Raw genomic sequence first — 19912 nt, 5'->3', positions numbered from 1 at the left:
TTGCAACATCAATCATGTTGTAAAGGCATCTTAAACTATACATAATCAACCCGTATAAACTTTATGGCAAATCAACTTAAACTTATAGCGTTGTTATCCCTGCTGCCTGCTGCAGCGGCGGTGGCCCAAACCAAATGGACCGAAAAAAAGGTGGACGATATTGTTTTTGTGACTAACACCGGCGGGCAAAACCTGGGTTATTCTACCGCCTCTGGTGTGAAGATCTTAACCATTGATGGCCTGGCTTTTAAAGACCTGAACAAAAATGGCAAACTTGATAAATATGAGGACTGGCGCCTGCCGGTTGATGTAAGGGCAAAGGACCTGGCATCAAAAATGAGCGTGGAGCAAATTGCGGGATTAATGTTGTATAGCAGGCACCAGCCTATTCCGGCTGCTCCCGCCGGACCGTTTGCCGGCACTTATAACGGCAAGGTATTTGCCGAAAGCGGGGCGAAACCTTACGATCTTTCTGACCAGCAAAAACAATTTTTGGAGAAGGATAATGTACGGCATGTACTCATCACATCGGTACAAAGCCCGGAAATCGCGGCGCAATGGAACAACAACGCCCAGGCTTTTGTGGAAGGATTAGGCCTGGGTATCCCCAACAATAACAGTTCGGATCCCCGGCACGGTACCGTTGCTACGGCCGAATACAATGCCGGAGCGGGCGGCGCTATTTCTATGTGGCCGGGTTCGCTTGGCCTTGCCGCTACGTTTGACCCCACGGTGGTTGAAGGTTTTGGCCATATAGCCGCTTTGGAATATCGTGCTTTAGGTATTGCCACCGCACTATCGCCGCAGGTTGATATAGCTACCGAGCCGCGCTGGGCGCGCGTAAGCGGTACTTTTGGCGAAGACCCGCAATTGTCTGCCGATATGGCCCGCGCGTATATTGATGGTTTTCAGACCTCGACCGGCGATAAAGAAATTACCGGCGGCTGGGGATATGGCAGCGTGAATGCCATGGTGAAACACTGGCCGGGCGGCGGCGCCGGCGAGGGCGGCCGCGACGCGCATTACGGTTATGGCAAGTATGCGGTTTATCCGGGAAATAACTTTAAACAACACTTAATTCCGTTTACCGAGGGCGCCTTCAAATTAAGCGGTAAAACTGGCATGGCGGCGTCGGTAATGCCTTATTATACCATATCCTTTAACCAGGACAGTAAAAATAAAGAGAATGTGGCTAACAACTATAACTCCTATATCATTAATGATCTGCTGCGGAAAAAATATAAGTATGATGGTGTTGTATGTACCGACTGGCTGGTAACCGGCGATGAAACCGCCGTTGATCAATTCTTGTCGGGCAAATCATGGGGTGTGGAAGGCCTTTCTGTTGCTCAAAGACATTATAAAGTTTTAATGGCCGGGGTTGACCAGTTTGGAGGTAACAATGAAGTTGCACCCGTGACGGCAGCATACCAGATCGGTGTTAAAGAGCATGGCGAAGTTTTTATGCGGGCCCGGTTTGAGCAATCGGCGGTGCGGTTGCTGCGCAATATTTTCAGAACCGGTTTATTTGAAAATCCATACCTGGATGCAGAAGCATCAAAAAGCATTGCAGGGAATCCTGAATTTATGAAAGCGGGTTACCAGGCACAGCTCAAATCAATTGTTATGCTCAAAAACAAGCATAATGTTCTGCCGCTTATTAAAAACAAAACGGTGTATGTTCCCAAACAATTTACGCCTGCCGGAAGGAATTTTTTAGGGATGGAAACACCCGAAAAACTGGAATATCCGGTTAATATGGAAACGGTAAAGAAATATTTTAAAGTAACCGAAAATCCGGACGAAGCCGATTATGCCCTGGTATTTATCAGGAGCCCTAACAGCGGTGGCGGGTACAACAGCCAGGATGCAAAAAACGGCGGGACGGGATATGTACCTATCAGCCTGCAATATGGCGAGTATACCGCAAATGATGCAAGGGCTATAAGTATAGCAGGCGGCGATCCGCTGGAAAAATTTACCAATCGTACATACAAAGGCAAATCGGCAACAGCTATTAATGTAAGCGACCTGGGTATGGTTACGAATACTTACGCCAAAATGAAGGGTAAACCGGTGATTGTTTCGGTTAATATGGCCAACCCTATGGTGTTTTCGGAATTTGAAAAGGATGCCGATGCCATTGTGGTCGACTTTGGCGTGCAGGGACAGGCAATCCTTGACCTGTTAACAGGCAACAGCGAACCATCGGCATTATTACCTCTGCAAATGCCTACAAACATGAAAACCGTGGAAGAACAGTTTGAAGATGTACCTCACGATATGAAATGTTATGTTGACGAACAGGGCAATACTTACGATTTTGGTTTCGGCCTTAACTGGAAAGGTGTCATCAATGATGCCAGAACAGTTAAGTATAAAAAAGCATTATAGTAGTTATAAACCTTGGGTAACATAATCCAAAAAGTAATTGTCCAAAACGGGACCAGCTTTATATCAGATTAAATATAAGCCAGAGTCTGCGCTCATTCCCACGACAGAGCTCGGGATGACGCTTTACCTCTTCTGCTTTTTAATGCCTTTGCAGTTATTATGATTGCAAAGGCTTTTCTTATTTAATTGGAGCGTTCACATCGTCACGGAAGGCAGGTGTTAAATCTTCTATTTCTTTTGCTGTTTAATCAGATCTTCCAGCGCTTGCAGGTGTTTCTTAAAAGCGGCCCGGCCTTTTTCTGTTACCGAATATCGCGTATTTGGTTTGCGGCCAATAAAGCTTTTTTGCACCTGCATATACTCTTCTTTTTCAAGGGCTTTGAGATGTGACGCCAGGTTGCCATCAGTAAGTTCCAGTAACTCTTTAAGCGAGTTAAAGTCGTAGCTTTCATTGGCTACCAGTACGCTCATGATCTGCAGGCGTATACGGTTTTCAAATGCTTTATCAAACTGATCTAACGAAATTTTCACGAATCGTATTTAAAGTACATAATGGTGCCGTAAATAATGTGCAGCAAGCCAAAGCCAATAGCCCAGAAAATTAATCCGTAGCCGGGCACAAACGCAGCAAGCAAACCTAATAAAATCTGTATTATCCCCAAACTCTTTACAGCCGAATAGGTGTAATGACTGCCCGAAACCAAAGCCATTCCATAAAATATAAGCGTGGTCGCCGCAACAATACTATAATGACCGTGGTATATGAGTATGAAGGTGAATAATCCGCCGCTTACCAGCGGGATAGCCATATTAACAAGTAATCTTTTACTGCCAGTACCCCAAAATTGCTGGCCGTTTTTCTTTGCTTTTTTAAAGGAAAGCCAAATTGCGGTGCCTATGGAAAGAATAAGAACGGCTAAAGCGACTATCAGTAGCTGAGTTATGGATACAACATTTTTGCCTTCATAACTTGAGTTATGGAGCATGTTATAACCTATACCTGCGCCAATAAGTGCGTAAATACCGGCCAATACACCCGACAGGCCGCTAAGTGAAATAAACTTTGCCGAACGCTCCATCAGATCGCGAATAGAGCTGATCTCGGCGTGAATGTCTTTTTCTTTCATTAAAAGTACTTTGTTCACCAAAGTTATTAAGATAATTGAAAAATACAAGCAACGGGACGGATAATAGTTATGCCGCGTTTAGACTCACCCTGTCATCGCTTCACTCGACATCCCTCTCTCCGCCTGTGGCGCAAAGAGGGAATTTATAAATCAGGTAAAAGATAGTTGGATAAAAGAACAAAGAAAAAACTACTCTTCCTCAACCCTCTTTATGGCGAAGCCAAAGAGAGGGTCGGCCAGCGCAGCGTAGCCGGGGTGAGTCGTCTGCTCCATTCAACCCCGAAAGAAAAAAAGTAAACTTCTTTTATAAACACATTCCTTAACAGGCATCATACCTATCAAAGCATATTCGAACTACAAACTTCCTGTATAAATTATATTTTCAATATTTATTGAAAATCCAAAATAAATAGTAATTTTGTATTACAGAATTACGATAACACTAATTAATGCAACATGAAAACGCTAAAAGATCACTTGGTGCTGTTTGACTCAGAATGCCCCATGTGCAGTGCATACACCAACGCTTTTGTTAAAACCGGCATGTTGGAGGCAAATGGCCGCTCTGCTTACCAGCATGTTTCTGAAAACGTCTGCCCGGTTTATGACCATCAAAGAGCCGTTAATGAAATTGCCCTGATAAACCTGAAAAGTGGCGAGGTAACTTATGGCATAAACAGTCTGTTCAAAATAATAGGAAATGCCTGGCCTGTTTTCGGTTCCCTGTTTACGTTTAAGCCATTTATCTGGCTTATGAGCAAGGCTTATGCTTTTATATCATACAACAGGCGGGTTATTATTCCGCCAACAAAGGGCGAAGCGAATTTTGCCTACCAGCCAACATTTAAAATGCATTACCGGATAGCCTATTTGCTGTTCACCTGGTTTTTTACCGGCTTTATACTCACTGCTTACGCGCATTTGCTTACCCCGGTGATACCGCTTGGCAGCGCCTGGCGTGAATATATGATATGCGGTGGTCAGGTCATTTTTCAGGGACTGGTGATCTGTGCTTTTGAACGTAAAGAAACATGGGCCTACCTGGGTAATATGATGACCATTTCTTTCGCCGGCAGTTTGCTGCTTTTAATTCCGCTTACAATAAACCATTGGTTCAAATTAGGGTCTGATGTTTACGCTTTGTGTTTTATGGGTGTTGCCGGGTTAATGTTACTGGAGCACATCCGCAGAACAAAATTGCTTAACCTTGGCTGGACACCTACCATTACCTGGGTTATATATCGTATTATTTTACTGGCATTGATCTTAAACCTAAACTAATGAAACCGTATAAAAAAATTGTACTTGCCGGGGGCAATGGCTACCTGGGCACAGTGCTGGCAAAATATTATAAAGACAAAGCCGACGAGGTTATTATCCTGGCCCGTAAACAAGCCCGCGCCATTGATAATATAAGAACTGTTGTTTGGAATGGGAAAAGCGAAAATGGCTGGACCGTACAACTAACAGGCGCCGATATGCTGATAAACCTTTGCGGTAAAAACGTAAACTGCCGCTATACGGAAAAGAATAAAGCCGAAATTATTACCTCACGGGTTTTACCAACCGAATTACTTGGCCATGTGATCCATAAAATGCCTGATCCGCCAAAGCTTTGGATCAATGTAACATCGGCCACTATTTACCGCCATGCCGAAGATCATCCGCAGGATGAGGAAAACGGCGAAATTGGTTACGGCTTTTCTATCGACGTATGTAATATGTGGGAAGACGTTTTTTGGAAGAGCGAAACACCCCGTACCCGTAAAATAGCTTTACGAATGGGTATAGCGCTTGGCCGAGGCGATGGTGTTTTTCCGAGGCTGCTTAACCTGGCAAGGCTGGGCATGGGGGGTAAACAAGGAACCGGCGAACAGTACGTGGCCTGGGTACATGAACAGGACGTTGCGCGCAGCACCCAATGGCTGCTTGATCATCCAGGCCTGGAAGGCGTATTTAACTGTACTGCACCTGTCGCCGTAAAAAATACCGATATGATGCATACCATACGCAAAGCTTATGGTATGCCGCTTGGCTTGCCAACACCGGAATGGCTGCTTGATATTGGAGCCCGCCTTATTGGCACCGAGCCCGAACTGATTTTGAAAAGCCGTTGGGTAAAACCTAAACGTTTATTGGATTCAGGATTCAAATTCCAGTATGAACAAGCCGAACATGCGGTACATGATATTTTAAGTATAAAGGCATAAAAGATGATGTTTGTAGTTGTAAACTACAGGCATGGGCGTTCGAAGTCGGAGACTTCGAACAGCGCCACTTTATTGGCAGCGGAGCATCATGATGTTGGCGGAAGACAATAACACGGACTTCTATATGACGCTGTCCGAAGTCAGAGACTTCGGACTATATGCCTGTGGTCTTCAGAATACCTGAAGCATTAAAGAATTATCCTTTTCGGTTTTTTAGGTACGCGCTGTCCGAAGTCTCTGACTTCGGACCAATACGCCTGTAATCTTCAGACTACCTAAAGCATTGAGAACTATCCTTTCAGTATTTTCCAAACGACGCTGCGGCGCTGTCCGAAGTCTCTGACTTCGGACTAATATGCCTGTAGTCTTCAGACTACCCAAAGTTTAAGAATTGTTCTTTCCCGATTTTTTACTCACCTCTTTGGCCATTTTCAGTGTAAGGAAAAGCAACAGTCCCAATGACACCACAATAGCTATCCAAATAAATAAAGTATAATTATGCCCGCCTTTTGCTTGCCTGGTTTGATAAGCCGTGTTTTTTTGAACAGCCTCATGGCTTATCTGCGGGATATCGTCATGAATGCTGTCAGCAAAAAATTTAAGATCATATTCAGGTGCTTGTACCGATGCATCGCCTGCAAGCAGTTTGTAGGTTTGCTCACCATCCAGATAACTGATCAATGATTCGTCGGATTGATAAGCTTCAATGCCCTTAATAGTTAAAGGCAAATTATCACCATTGCTTATTTGTAACAACAACTCGCTGGCTTTGGCAGCAATAAGCACATCAAATGGCTTTGCGGAATTCAATTCTGCCTCGCCAAGCAGCTGCTTGTCGCCCCCGATGATCTGGTAAACCATTACATCGCGCTTAAAATATTTGGGAGCGGTGATGTTTATATGCAGCTTATTTACCTGAAAATTATCGGTTAATTTTATAGTGATATAGGTGGTTTTATTACTATCAGCCCGCGTTATCTGCACCGGCGAAATCCGAACATACGCCAGCGAAGCGGCATATTCCGTATATACCCCGGCCTGTAAAAACTTTATTGGCGCTTTATTTTTATCATTTACCAAAATTTTAAAATATCGGTAATTGCTGGTGGGGAAGGCTAATGACTGCATATAGGTGCCTTCGCTGTTTACCACCGCTTCCTGCAGGGGAACATCCTCCTGTATGGCAAACCATTGTTTCAGGTCATCGCTCCCAACTAAATTTACCTTGCGTTGTACAGCAGTGTTCTGCAGTTTTATCCACAGCCGGTTCAAAGCCAGTCCGGTTGTGTTTTCAACAATGTAAGTGGTACCGGTGTCGGTGCTTAAACGTGCATCAACCTGGTTAAAAATAACAAAGCTTTTCTGGTCTTTTTGCGGCAGACTACCAGCTTGTATATAGGGAATAAAATTCCCTTTAGCATCTGTTATTCTGATGTCAGATAAGTCGGTTTTTGCCTTTGCCACCAAAGCGGGTTTGAGGCTGATGCGATAAAAGCCGGTACTGCTAATTTTGGGCAGGGCTGCCTGGTATTTAAAATTTTTTTGAGCCCATGCCGGTAACGCCAGCCAGCAGCATAATAATGTGAGGCATAATATTTTATTGATCCTTAGATTTTGCTTCATCATCAACAATAATTTTTTTAACCTTTTGGTACATGAACGATATAATGAGCAATAAAATACCCAGACAAAAGAACGCCGCTATTTTTCCGGCTACCGGTATGTTATTGATATCGAATAAAAATAATTTGAGCAGCGTTAATGAAAACAGACTTAACGAAACTATCCGCATCACTTTTAATTTATGGCGCATACCCAGCCACATCAGCGCAAAGGATAACAATCCCCACAATATAGGCAAACCCGTTTTAACATAAACCGTTTCAATCCTATTGACCGAGTGGACTTTGCCATAAAACAACAGGTTGCTCAATAAGCTCACTTCCAGGCTTAAAAACAGCACAATGGCAGCGCTTATTAGCCAGGTAAACATCGTTTTCATCCCTGCATCCAGCGTGTGCTGGCAAAGGCGAATGATACGATAAAATAGAAGGCCGATAAAAATTGCACCTATCCAGTGTGCCATGAAATGGCCGGTTGAAAGCTTTTGCTGTTCAAGCATCACTCTTTGTAAATCAAAAAACGTAGGCGTTAACGCCAGGTAAACGGTAACGCAGGTCATTAGTATACCCAGCCTTGTTTTTTTATTAAATTTCAACGCCGTTATTTTTAACGAAACCAGGTAATAGCCATAAATAAATACCGGCGTGTAAAGCATAATGTACAATATGTTTAATGCGGTACCTGCATAGTGATTTAAAAACTGGTGATTGATCTCCAGTAGTCCGCTTAAAAATAAAAGAGCCAGAGCCGCGATACTGAAAACGCGCTTGTTGGCAGTTAAACCATACAAAGCAGGAGTTTTATCCCGGCTGGCCAAAACAGCTAACAGGTATGAGCTTATAGCGGCAACCAGTGTGGTAATAAAACCTTTGTTGGCTATAATAGTGAGGTTAACGCTATGGAAAGCGTATATCTGGTACCAGTCCATAAACAAACTGAGCAGCATAGCTATCCACAATATTAATGAGGTAAGCTTCATTAACCCGATGGATGACCGTTGATATAGCCAGTATAACAATACCGTTTCCGACGCCCAGAAAATAGTGATACTATGGCCATGCAGTTGTATTGGCGCAGCCAGCGAAATAAACGTAAGCGTGATGCCGATAAGTAAGTACAATATATTGGTATCAACCTTTCGGTTACGAAACAGTATGTATGATAGCACTAGGTTTACAACAGCAAGCCCCACACAGAACAAACCCCTGAACTGCTCCTCCTTCATCACCGTAAGCAGGTACAGGCCCGCGGCAAAATATAGCGCGGTATTACTGAGTAATATGGTAAAATCAGAAGCGATGAATTTCTTGTTCTCCTTAACGTTGTGTGCCACATTTATAACAAAGTACAGCACATAAAAAATGCTCGCATAAATAAAGCCTGTATGGTAGGCTGGCGGTGTGAGGGTATATAAAACCGAAGCGAATACGATGACCGTAAAACCAAAGCTCACGATATTAAGCACGCGCCAGGATTTGAAATAGGCAATAATAAGCAGACCGGTGTTCAATATCAGCAGGTAGATAAAAAAAGCATTGTAATCGGCATGACCGGTACTTACCATGAACGGACTGGCAAACCCGCCTACCAGGGCTACTACCGCAAGCTCCTGCTTGTCATATAACAATGAAAGCAGCACCGCGAAAATGGTGATCACGATAAGGATAATAAATGATGTGATTTGGCCAAACAAGTGAAACTGATGAAAGGCCAGCGTAATAGTAAAGTAAAACACCGCCAAGCCGCCGCCTACCAGCACTGAGCTAAAAGCCTTGTAACTGTTACGCAGCCGATGGGCAACACCTATTAAAATGCCACCGCATGCTATACCTATGCCCACACGGCCAATTGGCCCTACCCAATCATTATCAATGGCAAATTTTACAAAATAACCTATAGCCAAAACCAGTATGGCTATACCGATCTTATTGATCAGGTTTTCGCCGATAAATTTTTCTATATCCGGATGGCGCTCAAAAAAGGAGGGCTGCGGCTCCTTTGGTTTTGGCGGATGAAAATCGGTGGTTTTTACAGGCCGCCTGATGGCCGAAAGGTTATCAGAAATAACTTCCCGTTGTTTTTCAACGTGAACCGGCTCGGGTTGCGGCTTTACTTCAACAGGTGCCGGCGGTATATTCACCGGCCCGGCGGGTTGTTGCGCAGGAGCAGGCTCACCGCTAACAGGCGGGGTTGCCTGCGGCTTTTGAGTAGCATCCTCATTTGGCTTTGATACCCGTAAATGGTCAATTACCCGCTTTAGCTCCAGTATTTTTAACTCCAGATCGGTAATTTTATGATTAATACTGGTTTTGTTGTTAATGATCAAAACAACAATAATCACCAGCATAAAGACGGTAAAAACATCCATAGCTTTACGGTTTAGCAAAATCTAAAGATAGAGGATTTATGAAATAATAGGTAATATCCATACGTGGTGTTGTTTGTGTTGACCTATTACATGTAAAATGTCCAGGTCCTTGGCTTCATTCTTTATACCTTTTATATATACAAGCTAAATCAAATTTTTTACCTTAGCTACGATTGCAAATCAACAGTATAAACCTGTGCTGAAAACTATATTATACAAAAACCTGTAATGAAGATATTTTTTAAGTTTATCCTGGTGCTAACCTGGTTGTCAATCGTAAAAACAGGTAGTTCCCAAACTATTTCTCCCTCCCTCCTAAAAGGCCATTGGAAAGCCTTTTGGATCACCGTGCCGGATGAACCCACAAAAGATTACGGGGTTTATCATTTCAGGAAAAATATTCAGCTCAATGCAAAACCCGATTCATTCATAGTACATGTATCGGCCGATAACCGGTATAAACTATATGTAAACCGAACCCTGGTATCATTGGGGCCTGCCCGCGGCGATACTTATTACTGGAATTATGAAACGGTTGATCTGGCGCCCTATCTTAAGGCGGGAAATAACAGCATTGCAGCCCTGGTTTGGAACGAAGGCGATTACCGGCCCGAAGCGCAGATCTCTATCCGTACCGCGTTCATTATGCAGGGGAATACCGCCAGTGAGGAAGCTGTTAATACCGGTAAAACCTGGAAATGTATCCGCGATAAAGCATACCACCCGCTTACAGGCATAGGTTACCACCCCTATTATGTGGCCGGGCCGGGAGAGGTGGTTGATATGAACGCTTATATCAAAGGTTGGAATACAGTTGGTTTTGACGATAGTGCCTGGAAAAATGCCATCAGGGTTGATGCGGGCAATCCTAAAGGTACAGTAAACGCCTTCGACTGGATGCTGGTTCCTTCGTCGCTGCCGCAAATGGAGCTCAAATATCAGCGTATAACAGCGCTTCGTAAAGCGGAGGGTGCAACCGTACCCAAATCTTTTCCGGCAATAAAAACGGCTGTAACAATACCAGCCAATACAACAACTACCCTGCTGCTTGATCAATCCTTTTTAACCAACGCCTTTGTAACCCTGAACTTTAGCAATGGCAAAAACGCAACTATAAAGCTTACCTATGCCGAAGCGCCGTTTACCAGCTTAACCGGTCCGGAAGGTACGGTGAAAGGAAACCGTAACACGGTGGAAGGCAAAATAATTGTCGGCCGGCGGGACAGCATCATTTCAGATGGTTCAAGTGATCAATCATTTACCACCCTGGCCTGGCGTACCTACCGGTACATACAATTGCAGGTGAAAACCGGCGGCGAACCTTTAATTATCGATGATATTTACGGAACATTTACCGGCTATCCTTTTCAGCTGAATGCCAGGCTGGAAACCGCCAATCCTGAAATTCAAAAAATATTGGATATAGGCTGGCGCACAGCCCGGTTGTGTGCAGGTGAAACCTATACCGACTGCCCTTATTATGAGCAGCTGCAATATGTTGGGGATACAAGGATACAGGCACTGGTATCATACTATAACAGCGGCGACGACCGGCTGGCGCGCAATGCCATCAACCAGATGGATCATTCGCGTGTGGCCGAAGGGTTGACCCTGAGCCGCCACCCATCCTTTTCTCCCCAGATCATCTCTACCTTTTCTTTATGGTACATTGGTATGCTGCATGACTACTGGATGTACCGGCCTGACAGTACTTTTGTAAAGGATAAGCTGGAAGGAACAAGAGGGATACTATCATTTTTTAGCAAGTACCAACAGACCGACGGTTCATTAAAAGATACGCCGTACTGGACTTTTGTTGACTGGGTAAATGATAAGGGATGGGACTTTGGCGCGGCTCCGAAAGGAACCGGCGGCTACTCGGCGGTATTGGATATGCAGCTGATGTGGGCCTATACACAGGCTGCGGAAATGGAAGCCAAAATGGGAATGCCGGCTTTTGCCGCATTGTACCGGGAAAAAGCGGCGCAGCTTAAAGCCACCATTCAAAAAAAATACTGGGACGCAGGCAGGCAATTGTATTCCGACACCGAAGATAAACAGCTGTTTTCGCAGCATACCAATACACTGGCAATTTTAACAGACATGCTTGATGGCCCCGGTGCGACTAACCTATGCAAAAAACTGCTTACAGATACCACCCTTACTAAATGTACCATCTATTTTAAATATTACCTGCACCAGGCTTTAACAAAAGGTGGCTTTGGTAATGATTACCTGCAATGGCTTGACATATGGCGAAAAAACATTGACATGGGCCTAACTACCTGGGCCGAAATATCTGACCTGGAACATAACCGGTCTGATTGCCATGCCTGGGGTGCAAGTCCTAATATTGAATTTTACCGTACTTTGCTGGGGATTGACAGTGATGCGCCCGGGTTTAATAAAATAAAAATAGAACCACATTTGGGTAATATGAAAAATGTGAGCGGCCAAATGCCGCACCCTAATGGCAAACTATCGGTTAAATACAGGTTCGAAAAAGGCAAGTGGCATGTTTGGATTGCGCTTCCCGCCGGCACATCTGGCGTTTTTATTTGGAAAGGCAAGAATTATATGATAAAAACAGGTGAAAATGAATTCAATATTTAAAAAATTAGCAAAAATTCATGATTTATGCAATGTTTTTCAATAAAATGTATAAGGATAGCAGTATTTTTATCATATTTGGATAAAAATAGGATGTTTTTTAGTTTTAATGGGAAAAAGTAACACTACTTTTATCATGGTAATGCCAAAGGCTTATTGTATTAATTACACATTTATAACAAACAGATATTATTAAAATGTGATATTTACGTGTCAGAAAAATGATGTGAACCAATTTACATTGCATGCGGCATCTACAATTAGTTAAATTTTTATGATGAACACTATGAGCACACCCGCAAAAATGCTCAGGAAAGCTCATCTCAATTGAAAACAAACCATATTAATGAAAAACACACCTTCGCAGCTAAAAATCCTCTCTATAGATATTGGGGGCTCTCATATCAAGGCTACCGTTTTAAATAGCAAAGGCGAGCTAAAAATGGATTATGACAAAATTCCAACCCCGGCGCCGTCAAATCCCGAAAACTTGATAAAAGCTATTAAAACGCTGGTTAAGGATTTTCCCGCATATGATAAAATATCAGTAGGTTTTCCTGGATATGTGAAAAATGGTGTGATACAAACCGCGCCTAATTTAAATACTAAATTATGGGCCGGTACCGACTTGAGCAAAAAACTGGCCGAAGCGTTGGGTAAACCCACGCAGGTGGTTAATGATGCCGATATGCAGGGCCTTGGCGTAGTTAGCGGCAAAGGCCTGGAAATGGTTATTACACTGGGTACCGGTTTTGGCACAGCCCTATTAATGGATGGCCATTTATTGCCGCACCTTGAATTGGCCCACCATCCCTTTAAAGATGGCGATACCACCTATGATAAATACATAGGCGAAAAAGCACTGGAAAAATATGGTAAAGAACGATGGAACAAGCGGATACAAAAAGTTTTTAAAGTTTTAAAAACCGTATTCAATTACGATACTTTATACATTGGAGGCGGTAATTCTGATCTGCTTACTTTTAAGCTGGATAAGAACATGAAAATTGTTACCAATGCCGACGGCATAAAAGGAGGCTCCAGGTTATGGCTTAGCGAAGATGAAAGCAAAACCAAAAGATCATTAGCCACACCTGCCAAATAATTCATATAACACCAACTAAAATAAAATCATACAACACCCACACAACAATGGAAAGTACAAAAGACATTGAAAAATTAGCAATAGATACCGTAAGGATATTATCGGCAGACGCAGTACAAAAAGCAAATTCTGGTCACCCCGGAACGGCAATGGCGCTTGCACCTATGGGCCACGTTTTGTGGTCAAAGTTTTTAAACTATAATCCCCAGAACCCTGATTGGGCAAATCGCGACAGGTTTATCCTTTCGGCAGGGCATGCCTGTATTTTACAGTACAGCTTTCTGTATTTAACAGGTTATGACCTTAGTTTAGACGATATTAAACAATTCCGCCAGTTAAACAGCAAAACTGCCGGCCATCCTGAATATGGTTTAGCTCCGGGTGTTGATGTTACTACCGGTCCGTTGGGCCAGGGTTTTGCAAACGGGGTAGGTTTCGCCATAGCACAAAAACATTTGGCGGCACGTTATAACAAACCCGGTTTTGATCTTTTTAATTATAACATTTACGCCATTACCAGTGATGGAGATATGATGGAAGGTGTTACTTCTGAAGCGGCTTCGCTGGCAGGTCATTTACAATTAGGTAATTTAATTTACCTGTATGATGATAACCACATATCAATTGAAGGCAGCACCGACATTGCCTTTAATGAAGATGTGAGCGCGCGTTTCAGGTCATACGGCTGGCAGGTACAGGAAATTGCCGATGTTAACGATACCCACGCGTTGGAACTGGCCTTAATAAACGCCAAAGCCGAAACTCAAAAACCATCACTGATCCGCGTTCGTTCGCTTATAGCTTATGGTAGCCCTAATAAATCAGGTACTGCCGGTTCACACGGCTCACCGCTTGGAGCTGACGAAATTAAGCTGGTTAAAAAATTCTTTGGTTTCGATCCTGAAAAATCATTCGAAGTGCCTGCCGAGGTATTGAAATACTATAATGAAAAAGGCGCAAGAGGTATAGGTTACGAAGAAAAATGGAATAAACTATTTGCCGACTACAAAGCTAAATATCCTGAGCTGGCTGCTGAGTACGAACTGGCTGCCAAAGGCGGATTACCTGAGGGCTGGGCCGACAAACTGCCGAGCTTTAAAGGATCTGATCCTAAAATGGCTACCCGCCAGGCATCTGGTAAAGTATTAAATGCTATAGCAGCAAGCCTGCCAAACTTAATTGGTGGCGCGGCCGACCTTTCGCCATCAACAGAAACCAACCTGAAAGAGTTTGACTCATTCACCTCCGAAAACAGGAACGGTCGTAACTTCCACTTTGGTATCCGCGAGCATGCCATGGGTTCGGCTTTAAATGGTATGGCTTTAACTAAAGGTGTTATTCCTTTTGGCGCAACTTTCTTAATGTTCTCTGAATATATGCGTCCGCCAATCCGTTTGGCCGCCATCATGAAAATAAACCCAATTTTCGTTTACACTCATGATAGTATTGGCTTAGGCGAGGATGGTACTACCCACCAGCCTGTTGAGCAGTTGGCTTCACTGCGTTCTATTCCAAATATAACGGTTATACGCCCGGCCGATGCTAATGAAACCGCCCACGCGTGGCGCGTTGCTATTGAGCACAAAGGCGGTCCGGTTGTTTTGGTGTTTACCCGTCAGGGGCTGCCAATACTTGACCAGGACAAATACGGTAAAGCATCTGATCTTGAAAAAGGCGCTTACATTGTTTCAGAAGGCAGCAAAGGTCCAGACCTGATCCTGATGGCTACCGGCTCTGAGGTTTCATTGATTATGCAGGCACAAGAAAAACTGGAAGCCGAAGGTATCTCAACCCGTGTGGTAAGTATGCCATCATGGGAATTGTTTGAAAAACAGGATGCTGCTTATAAAGAAAAAGTATTGCCAAAAGCAAACCGCAAACGTTTGGCTGTTGAAATGGCATCGCCAATGGGCTGGCATAAATATACTACCGACGAAGGCGACATGCTGGGCATGACCACCTTTGGCGAATCGGCTCCGGCAGATGACCTGTACAAGCACTTTGGTTTTACAGTTGATAACGTAGTTAATAAAGCAAAAGCGCTGTTATAGGATAGATTTGAGATGTTAGATATGAGATTTGGGACTTTCTTTTTCACCATCGGAAGTCTTAATCTCATATCTCAAATCTCCTGTCTCACATCTGAAAAAAAATGGATTGGCAAAGCAGTTTAATAAAAAACCTGGAATGGTCTGACAAGATCATCAACATAAGCGGCAAACAAAAAGTTGCTGACGAAATTGCCGCAAAGGTAAAAGATGGCGACATTATAGGCGTTGGTTCAGGATCTACATCGTACCTGGCCTTAATTGCTATTGCCACCAGGATAAAAGAGGAAAAGCTAAACGTTAAGGCTATACCAACTTCGCTGGAGTTATCAATGTTTTGCAGCAAGCTGGGTGTACCTTTAACTACTCTATATGAAAACAAACCCGACTGGCTGTTTGATGGCGCCGATGAGGTAGATCCCAATAACAGCTTGATCAAAGGCAGGGGTGGCGCTATGTTCAAAGAAAAATTGCTCATCAGTTCAAGTGTGGTGAACTATATTATAGTTGACGACTCAAAGATGGTAAGCAAGCTGGGCACCAACTTTCCGGTACCTATTGAAGTGTTTCCGCAGGCATTGCTTTATGTAGAAAAAGAATTGAAACAACTGGGCGCTACCAGCATTGTTTTAAGGCCGGCAAAGGGTAAAGACGGCTCCATAATTTCTGAGAACGGCAACCTGATTCTTGACTGCAAATTTGATGAAATTGGCAATAACCTTGAAAAAGATATAAAATCAATTACCGGGGTTATTGAGAACGGACTGTTTATAGGCTATAACCTGCAAATTTTAATGGCATCAAACAATTAAGCGTACAATTAGCATGTAAATGATACTAAGGTTACCATATTTACATTATAAATTAGGAACTTTACCAAATACAAATACCAACGATAAAATATTGAGTTACACGGCGGTTACACTGATGCCGGTTCAAAAATACAGTGAATTAAATCAATAATTTTTAACACTTAAACAGACTATAATATGGCAACTAATAATGTAAAGCAAATACATGATTTCGGACAAAGCATCTGGCTTGATTTTATTGACCGTGCGATCATGGCTTCAGGAAAACTAAAACAATTAATTGACGAAGACGGCGTAAGAGGCGTAACATCAAACCCGGCTATCTTTGAAAAAGCTATAACCAGCAGCGCTGATTATGATAACGATATTGTTGAACTATCAAAAAACACTGACGATAACGAGCAGTTGTTTTTTGGCCTGGCAATAAAAGATATTCAACAGGCGGCAGACCTTTTTAAAGGTGTATATGATGAATCGAAAGGTGTAGACGGGTATGTGAGCCTTGAGGTTTCTCCGTTTTTAGCATTAGATACCGATGGTACTGCAAAACAAGCGGCCGAACTTTGGCAAAAAGTTGATCGTAAGAACGTAATGATCAAAATTCCTGGCACAAAACCAGGTTTGGCGGCCATCAGGCAGTCAATTGCAAAAGGCATCAACATTAACGTAACCCTGCTTTTTGGTTTAGAGCGTTATGAGGAAGTTACTGAAGCCTACATTGCAGGCCTTGAAGATCACCTGGCAGCAGGTCATTCAATTGGTCATATTTCATCAGTAGCAAGTTTCTTTTTGAGCCGTATTGACGTAATTGTTGATCCTTTGCTGGAAGAAAAAGGCCACAAAGAACTGGTAGGCGAAGTAGCCATCGCGTCGGCCAAAAAAGCTTATGAAATTTACAAACGCGTATTCAGCGGCGAAAGATGGGAAAAACTGGCCGCCAAAGGCGCGCAGCCACAACGCTTGTTATGGGCAAGTACCGGCAGCAAAAACCCTGCATTTAAAGATACCAAATATGTTGAGGCATTAATTGGCCCTGATACTGTTGACACCGTTCCGTTAGAAACTATCGACGCTTTCCGCGATCACGGTATAGCTGCAAACACTTTAGAAGGTGGTTTAGAGCAGGCAACACAAACACTGGCTAAATTGAAAGAACTGGGCATTGACCTTGATGCTATTACCCAACAGTTAGAGGATGAGGGCATTGAAAAGTTCAATAAACCTTTTGAAAAGCTGTTAAACGCTATTGAAGACCAAAAAAGCAAAGTAAGTTAATTTGCTTTTATGGAAGCCGCAAGCCTTAAAATACTTTTTTTTGACGTTGGAGGCATTTTGCTTACCAACGGCTGGGGTCATGAATCCCGGAAAGAAGCATCAAAAAAATTCGGTCTTGATTACAACGAGGTAAATGAGCTGCACAATTTCATATTCAACGTATATGAAATTGGCAGCATCAGCCTTGATGAGTACCTGGATACGGTAATATTTAACCATCCGCGCGATTTTGTACGCGAGGACTTTAAGGAGTTTATATACTCCCAGTCTGTTGAGTTGCCCAATATGCTGGCCTGGCTCAAGGAGTGGAAAAAAGACTGTGGTTTCCGCATCATCTCAGTAAACAACGAGGGTAAGGAACTGAACGACTACCGGGTTAAAAAGTTTAAGCTGCATGAGTGTTTTGATGCCTTTGTATCATCGTGCGAGGTAAAAATGCGCAAGCCCGATCCTGGCATATGGCAATTGGCCATGGGTATAGCCCAGGCATCGCCGCAACAATGTGTGTATTTTGACGACAGGATCATGTTTGTAAACACAGCTCAAAAACTGGGTATACGTTCATTTCAGCATGTTGATTTTGAAACCACCAAGCAAATATTAGAGGATCTGAAAAAAGAAAATGGAGTTCGTTAGTTCACCTTTTGCCTCACCATGCCCTCAGGAGAGGGTTTAAAAGGAGGAAAATTAATGTCCTCTTTTTTGGAGAAGATTCAGGTGAGGCTAAGTAACTAATTCGAGCAATTGAACCAATGAACTATTAAAACAATAAAATGAGTGCAACAACAAATAAATATGCCTTTGGTATGATTGGCCTGGGCGTTATGGGCCGCAGCCTGTTACTAAACATGGCCGATCATGGTTTTGCAGTAGCCGGGCATGATAAAGATGCTGCCAAAGTAGCATCGTTAAATGATGAAGCCGGCGACCGTGCCGCTAAAGGTTTTGGCGACGTAAAGGAATTTATACAAAACCTTACTACCCCAAGGGCTATTATGATGCTTGTTCCGGCAGGTAAAATTGTAGATAGCGTTATTGAAGAGCTTACACCTTTGCTGGAAAAAGGCGATATATTGATTGATGGCGGCAACTCGCACTTTACCGATACCAACCGCCGTGTGGAAGAACTGGAAGCCCAGGGGCTGCATTTCTTTGGCATGGGTGTTTCTGGTGGCGAAGAAGGCGCGCGCCGCGGCCCAAGCATGATGCCGGGTGGCGATAAGCAAGCTTACAACGTAATGAAGCCGATATTTGAAGCCATAGCCGCTAAAGTTGATGGCGTGCCTTGCGTTACCTATATTGGCCCGGGCGCATCAGGCCATTTTGTTAAAATGGTGCACAACGGTATTGAGTATGGCATTATGCAGCTCATCGCGGAAACCTACGAGATCCTGAAAAAAGGCTTAAAGTTAAGCAATGACGAAATTGGTGCTATTTTTGCCGAATGGAACGAAGGCAGGCTGCAATCATTCCTGCTGGATATTACCAAAGATATTTTTAAATATAAAGCCCCTGGTACCGACCATCTGTTGCTGGACGATATTAAGGACGAAGCCCGTGCCAAAGGTACCGGTAAATGGACATCGCAGGTGGCCATGGACCTGCAGGCGCCTATCCCTACGGTAGATACTTCGGTAGCCATGCGCGATCTGTCAAAATACAAATCGCTGCGTGAAAAAGCCGCCGCTCTTTATGCAAAGGACGAGATTGTGCTTGATGCCGATAAAGCCGAACTGGTAGCTGCTTTGGAACAGGCGTTTTATTTTACCATGATCATCAGCTACGCGCAGGGCATGCATTTATTATCAAACGCTTCGGCCGAGTATAAATATGACCTGCACCTGGGCGAAATTGCCAAGATATGGCGTGGCGGCTGTATCATCCGCTCAAAATTCCTGAACGATATTTTTAAAGCATACGAAAAAAACGCCGGGTTAGAGCACCTGCTGCTTGATGCCAATGTACAGGCGTTGGTTCAGGAAACAGTACCAGGCATCAGAAAAGTATTGTCAAAAACCATGGCAGCCGGTATTGCCGCTCCTGGTTATGCGGCGTCGTTAAGCTATTTTGATGCTTTCCGCAGCGCGAGGATGCCATCAAACCTTATCCAGGCACAACGTGATTATTTTGGTGCGCACACCTACGAACTGATTGGTAAAGAAGGCGTTTTCCATACACAATGGGCGCCAGGCGAGGAATAAAATTAACAAGAAGAGTAAAGATATAAAACCGAAGAGCAAGGATTAAGGAACAGGAGTTAAAGAAATATTATGGGCTTATATCCCCCTTATTATTATTCCTTGCTCTTTAAATCTTTACTCAATAACAGCTTATTATAAA

Annotated in this window: 14 protein-coding genes; 10 read left to right on the top strand and 4 right to left on the bottom strand. The window is 43.5% G+C overall.

Going from position 1 to position 19912, the window contains the following annotated elements; all coding sequences use genetic code 11:
- The first annotated feature begins 63 nt into the window (after positions 1–63).
- The gene (locus tag J2W55_RS10630; RefSeq protein WP_310095397.1) at positions 64–2394 is read left to right on the top strand and encodes a glycoside hydrolase family 3 protein; all 2331 of its coding nucleotides are present in this window, start codon (positions 64–66) and stop codon (positions 2392–2394) included.
- Between the two features lie 228 nt (positions 2395–2622).
- On the opposite strand, the gene J2W55_RS10625 is transcribed toward J2W55_RS10630, so the two are convergent.
- Positions 2623–2925 carry a winged helix-turn-helix domain-containing protein gene (locus tag J2W55_RS10625; protein WP_310095396.1) on the bottom strand — a complete coding sequence of 101 codons (303 nt, stop codon included), beginning with the start codon at positions 2923–2925 and terminating at the stop codon, positions 2623–2625.
- Positions 2922–3539, bottom strand: coding sequence for a hypothetical protein (locus tag J2W55_RS10620; protein ID WP_310095394.1), 618 nt, complete (start codon positions 3537–3539; stop codon positions 2922–2924). The genes J2W55_RS10625 and J2W55_RS10620 overlap by 4 nt, the downstream gene beginning before the upstream one ends.
- 438 nt (positions 3540–3977) lie before the next feature.
- Here J2W55_RS10620 and J2W55_RS10615 point away from each other — a divergent pair, with 438 nt between their 5' ends.
- Together J2W55_RS10615 and J2W55_RS10610 are read left to right on the top strand one after the other, a co-directional pair.
- Positions 3978–4802 (top strand): DCC1-like thiol-disulfide oxidoreductase family protein, encoded by an 825-nt coding sequence (locus J2W55_RS10615; protein ID WP_310095392.1) that lies wholly within the window; start codon positions 3978–3980, stop codon positions 4800–4802.
- Positions 4802–5731, top strand: coding sequence for a TIGR01777 family oxidoreductase (locus J2W55_RS10610; RefSeq protein WP_310095390.1), 930 nt, complete (start codon positions 4802–4804; stop codon positions 5729–5731). Before J2W55_RS10615 ends, J2W55_RS10610 begins: the two co-directional genes overlap by 1 nt.
- 384 nt (positions 5732–6115) lie before the next feature.
- Here J2W55_RS10610 and J2W55_RS10605 read toward each other — a convergent pair whose 3' ends face one another.
- A complete protein-coding gene (locus tag J2W55_RS10605; RefSeq protein WP_310095388.1) occupies positions 6116–7357 on the bottom strand; it encodes a DUF3999 family protein in 1242 nt (413 codons plus the stop codon).
- The gene (locus J2W55_RS10600; protein WP_310095385.1) at positions 7329–9722 is read right to left on the bottom strand and encodes a DUF2339 domain-containing protein; all 2394 of its coding nucleotides are present in this window, start codon (positions 9720–9722) and stop codon (positions 7329–7331) included. Before J2W55_RS10600 ends, J2W55_RS10605 begins: the two co-directional genes overlap by 29 nt.
- 228 nt (positions 9723–9950) lie before the next feature.
- Between J2W55_RS10600 and J2W55_RS10595 the strand changes: the two genes are divergently transcribed.
- The 7 genes from J2W55_RS10595 to gnd all read left to right on the top strand — a co-directional run bounded on the left by J2W55_RS10595 (position 9951) and on the right by gnd (position 19773).
- Positions 9951–12335, top strand: coding sequence for an alpha-L-rhamnosidase-related protein (locus J2W55_RS10595; protein ID WP_310095382.1), 2385 nt, complete (start codon positions 9951–9953; stop codon positions 12333–12335).
- Positions 12336–12678: 343 nt separating this feature from the next.
- On the top strand, positions 12679–13437 hold the full coding sequence (locus J2W55_RS10590) for an ROK family protein (protein WP_310095379.1): 759 nt from the start codon (positions 12679–12681) through the stop codon (positions 13435–13437).
- Between the two features lie 47 nt (positions 13438–13484).
- Positions 13485–15488, top strand: a complete 2004-nt coding sequence (gene tkt / locus J2W55_RS10585; protein WP_310095376.1) for a transketolase — start codon at positions 13485–13487, stop codon at positions 15486–15488.
- A 101-nt stretch (positions 15489–15589) separates the two neighbouring features.
- Complete coding sequence (gene rpiA / locus J2W55_RS10580) at positions 15590–16297, top strand: ribose 5-phosphate isomerase A (RefSeq protein ID WP_310095374.1); 708 nt, start codon at positions 15590–15592, stop codon at positions 16295–16297.
- Positions 16298–16474: 177 nt separating this feature from the next.
- Entirely contained in the window at positions 16475–17572 is a 1098-nt protein-coding gene (tal, locus tag J2W55_RS10575) for a transaldolase (protein ID WP_310095371.1), read from the top strand.
- A gap of 9 nt (positions 17573–17581) precedes the next feature.
- The gene (locus J2W55_RS10570) at positions 17582–18208 is read left to right on the top strand and encodes an HAD family hydrolase (RefSeq protein WP_310095369.1); all 627 of its coding nucleotides are present in this window, start codon (positions 17582–17584) and stop codon (positions 18206–18208) included.
- A gap of 137 nt (positions 18209–18345) precedes the next feature.
- Positions 18346–19773 (top strand): NADP-dependent phosphogluconate dehydrogenase, encoded by a 1428-nt coding sequence (gnd, locus tag J2W55_RS10565; RefSeq protein ID WP_310095366.1) that lies wholly within the window; start codon positions 18346–18348, stop codon positions 19771–19773.
- Positions 19774–19912 lie beyond the last annotated feature (139 nt).

Origin of the sequence: Mucilaginibacter pocheonensis (assembly GCF_031456535.1) — a bacterium.
In the GTDB taxonomy this organism is placed as follows: Bacteria; Bacteroidota; Bacteroidia; order Sphingobacteriales; family Sphingobacteriaceae; genus Mucilaginibacter; species Mucilaginibacter pocheonensis.
The sequence above is the reverse complement of the archived record's forward strand: the minus strand, read 5'-3'. Positions and strand labels throughout refer to the sequence as shown.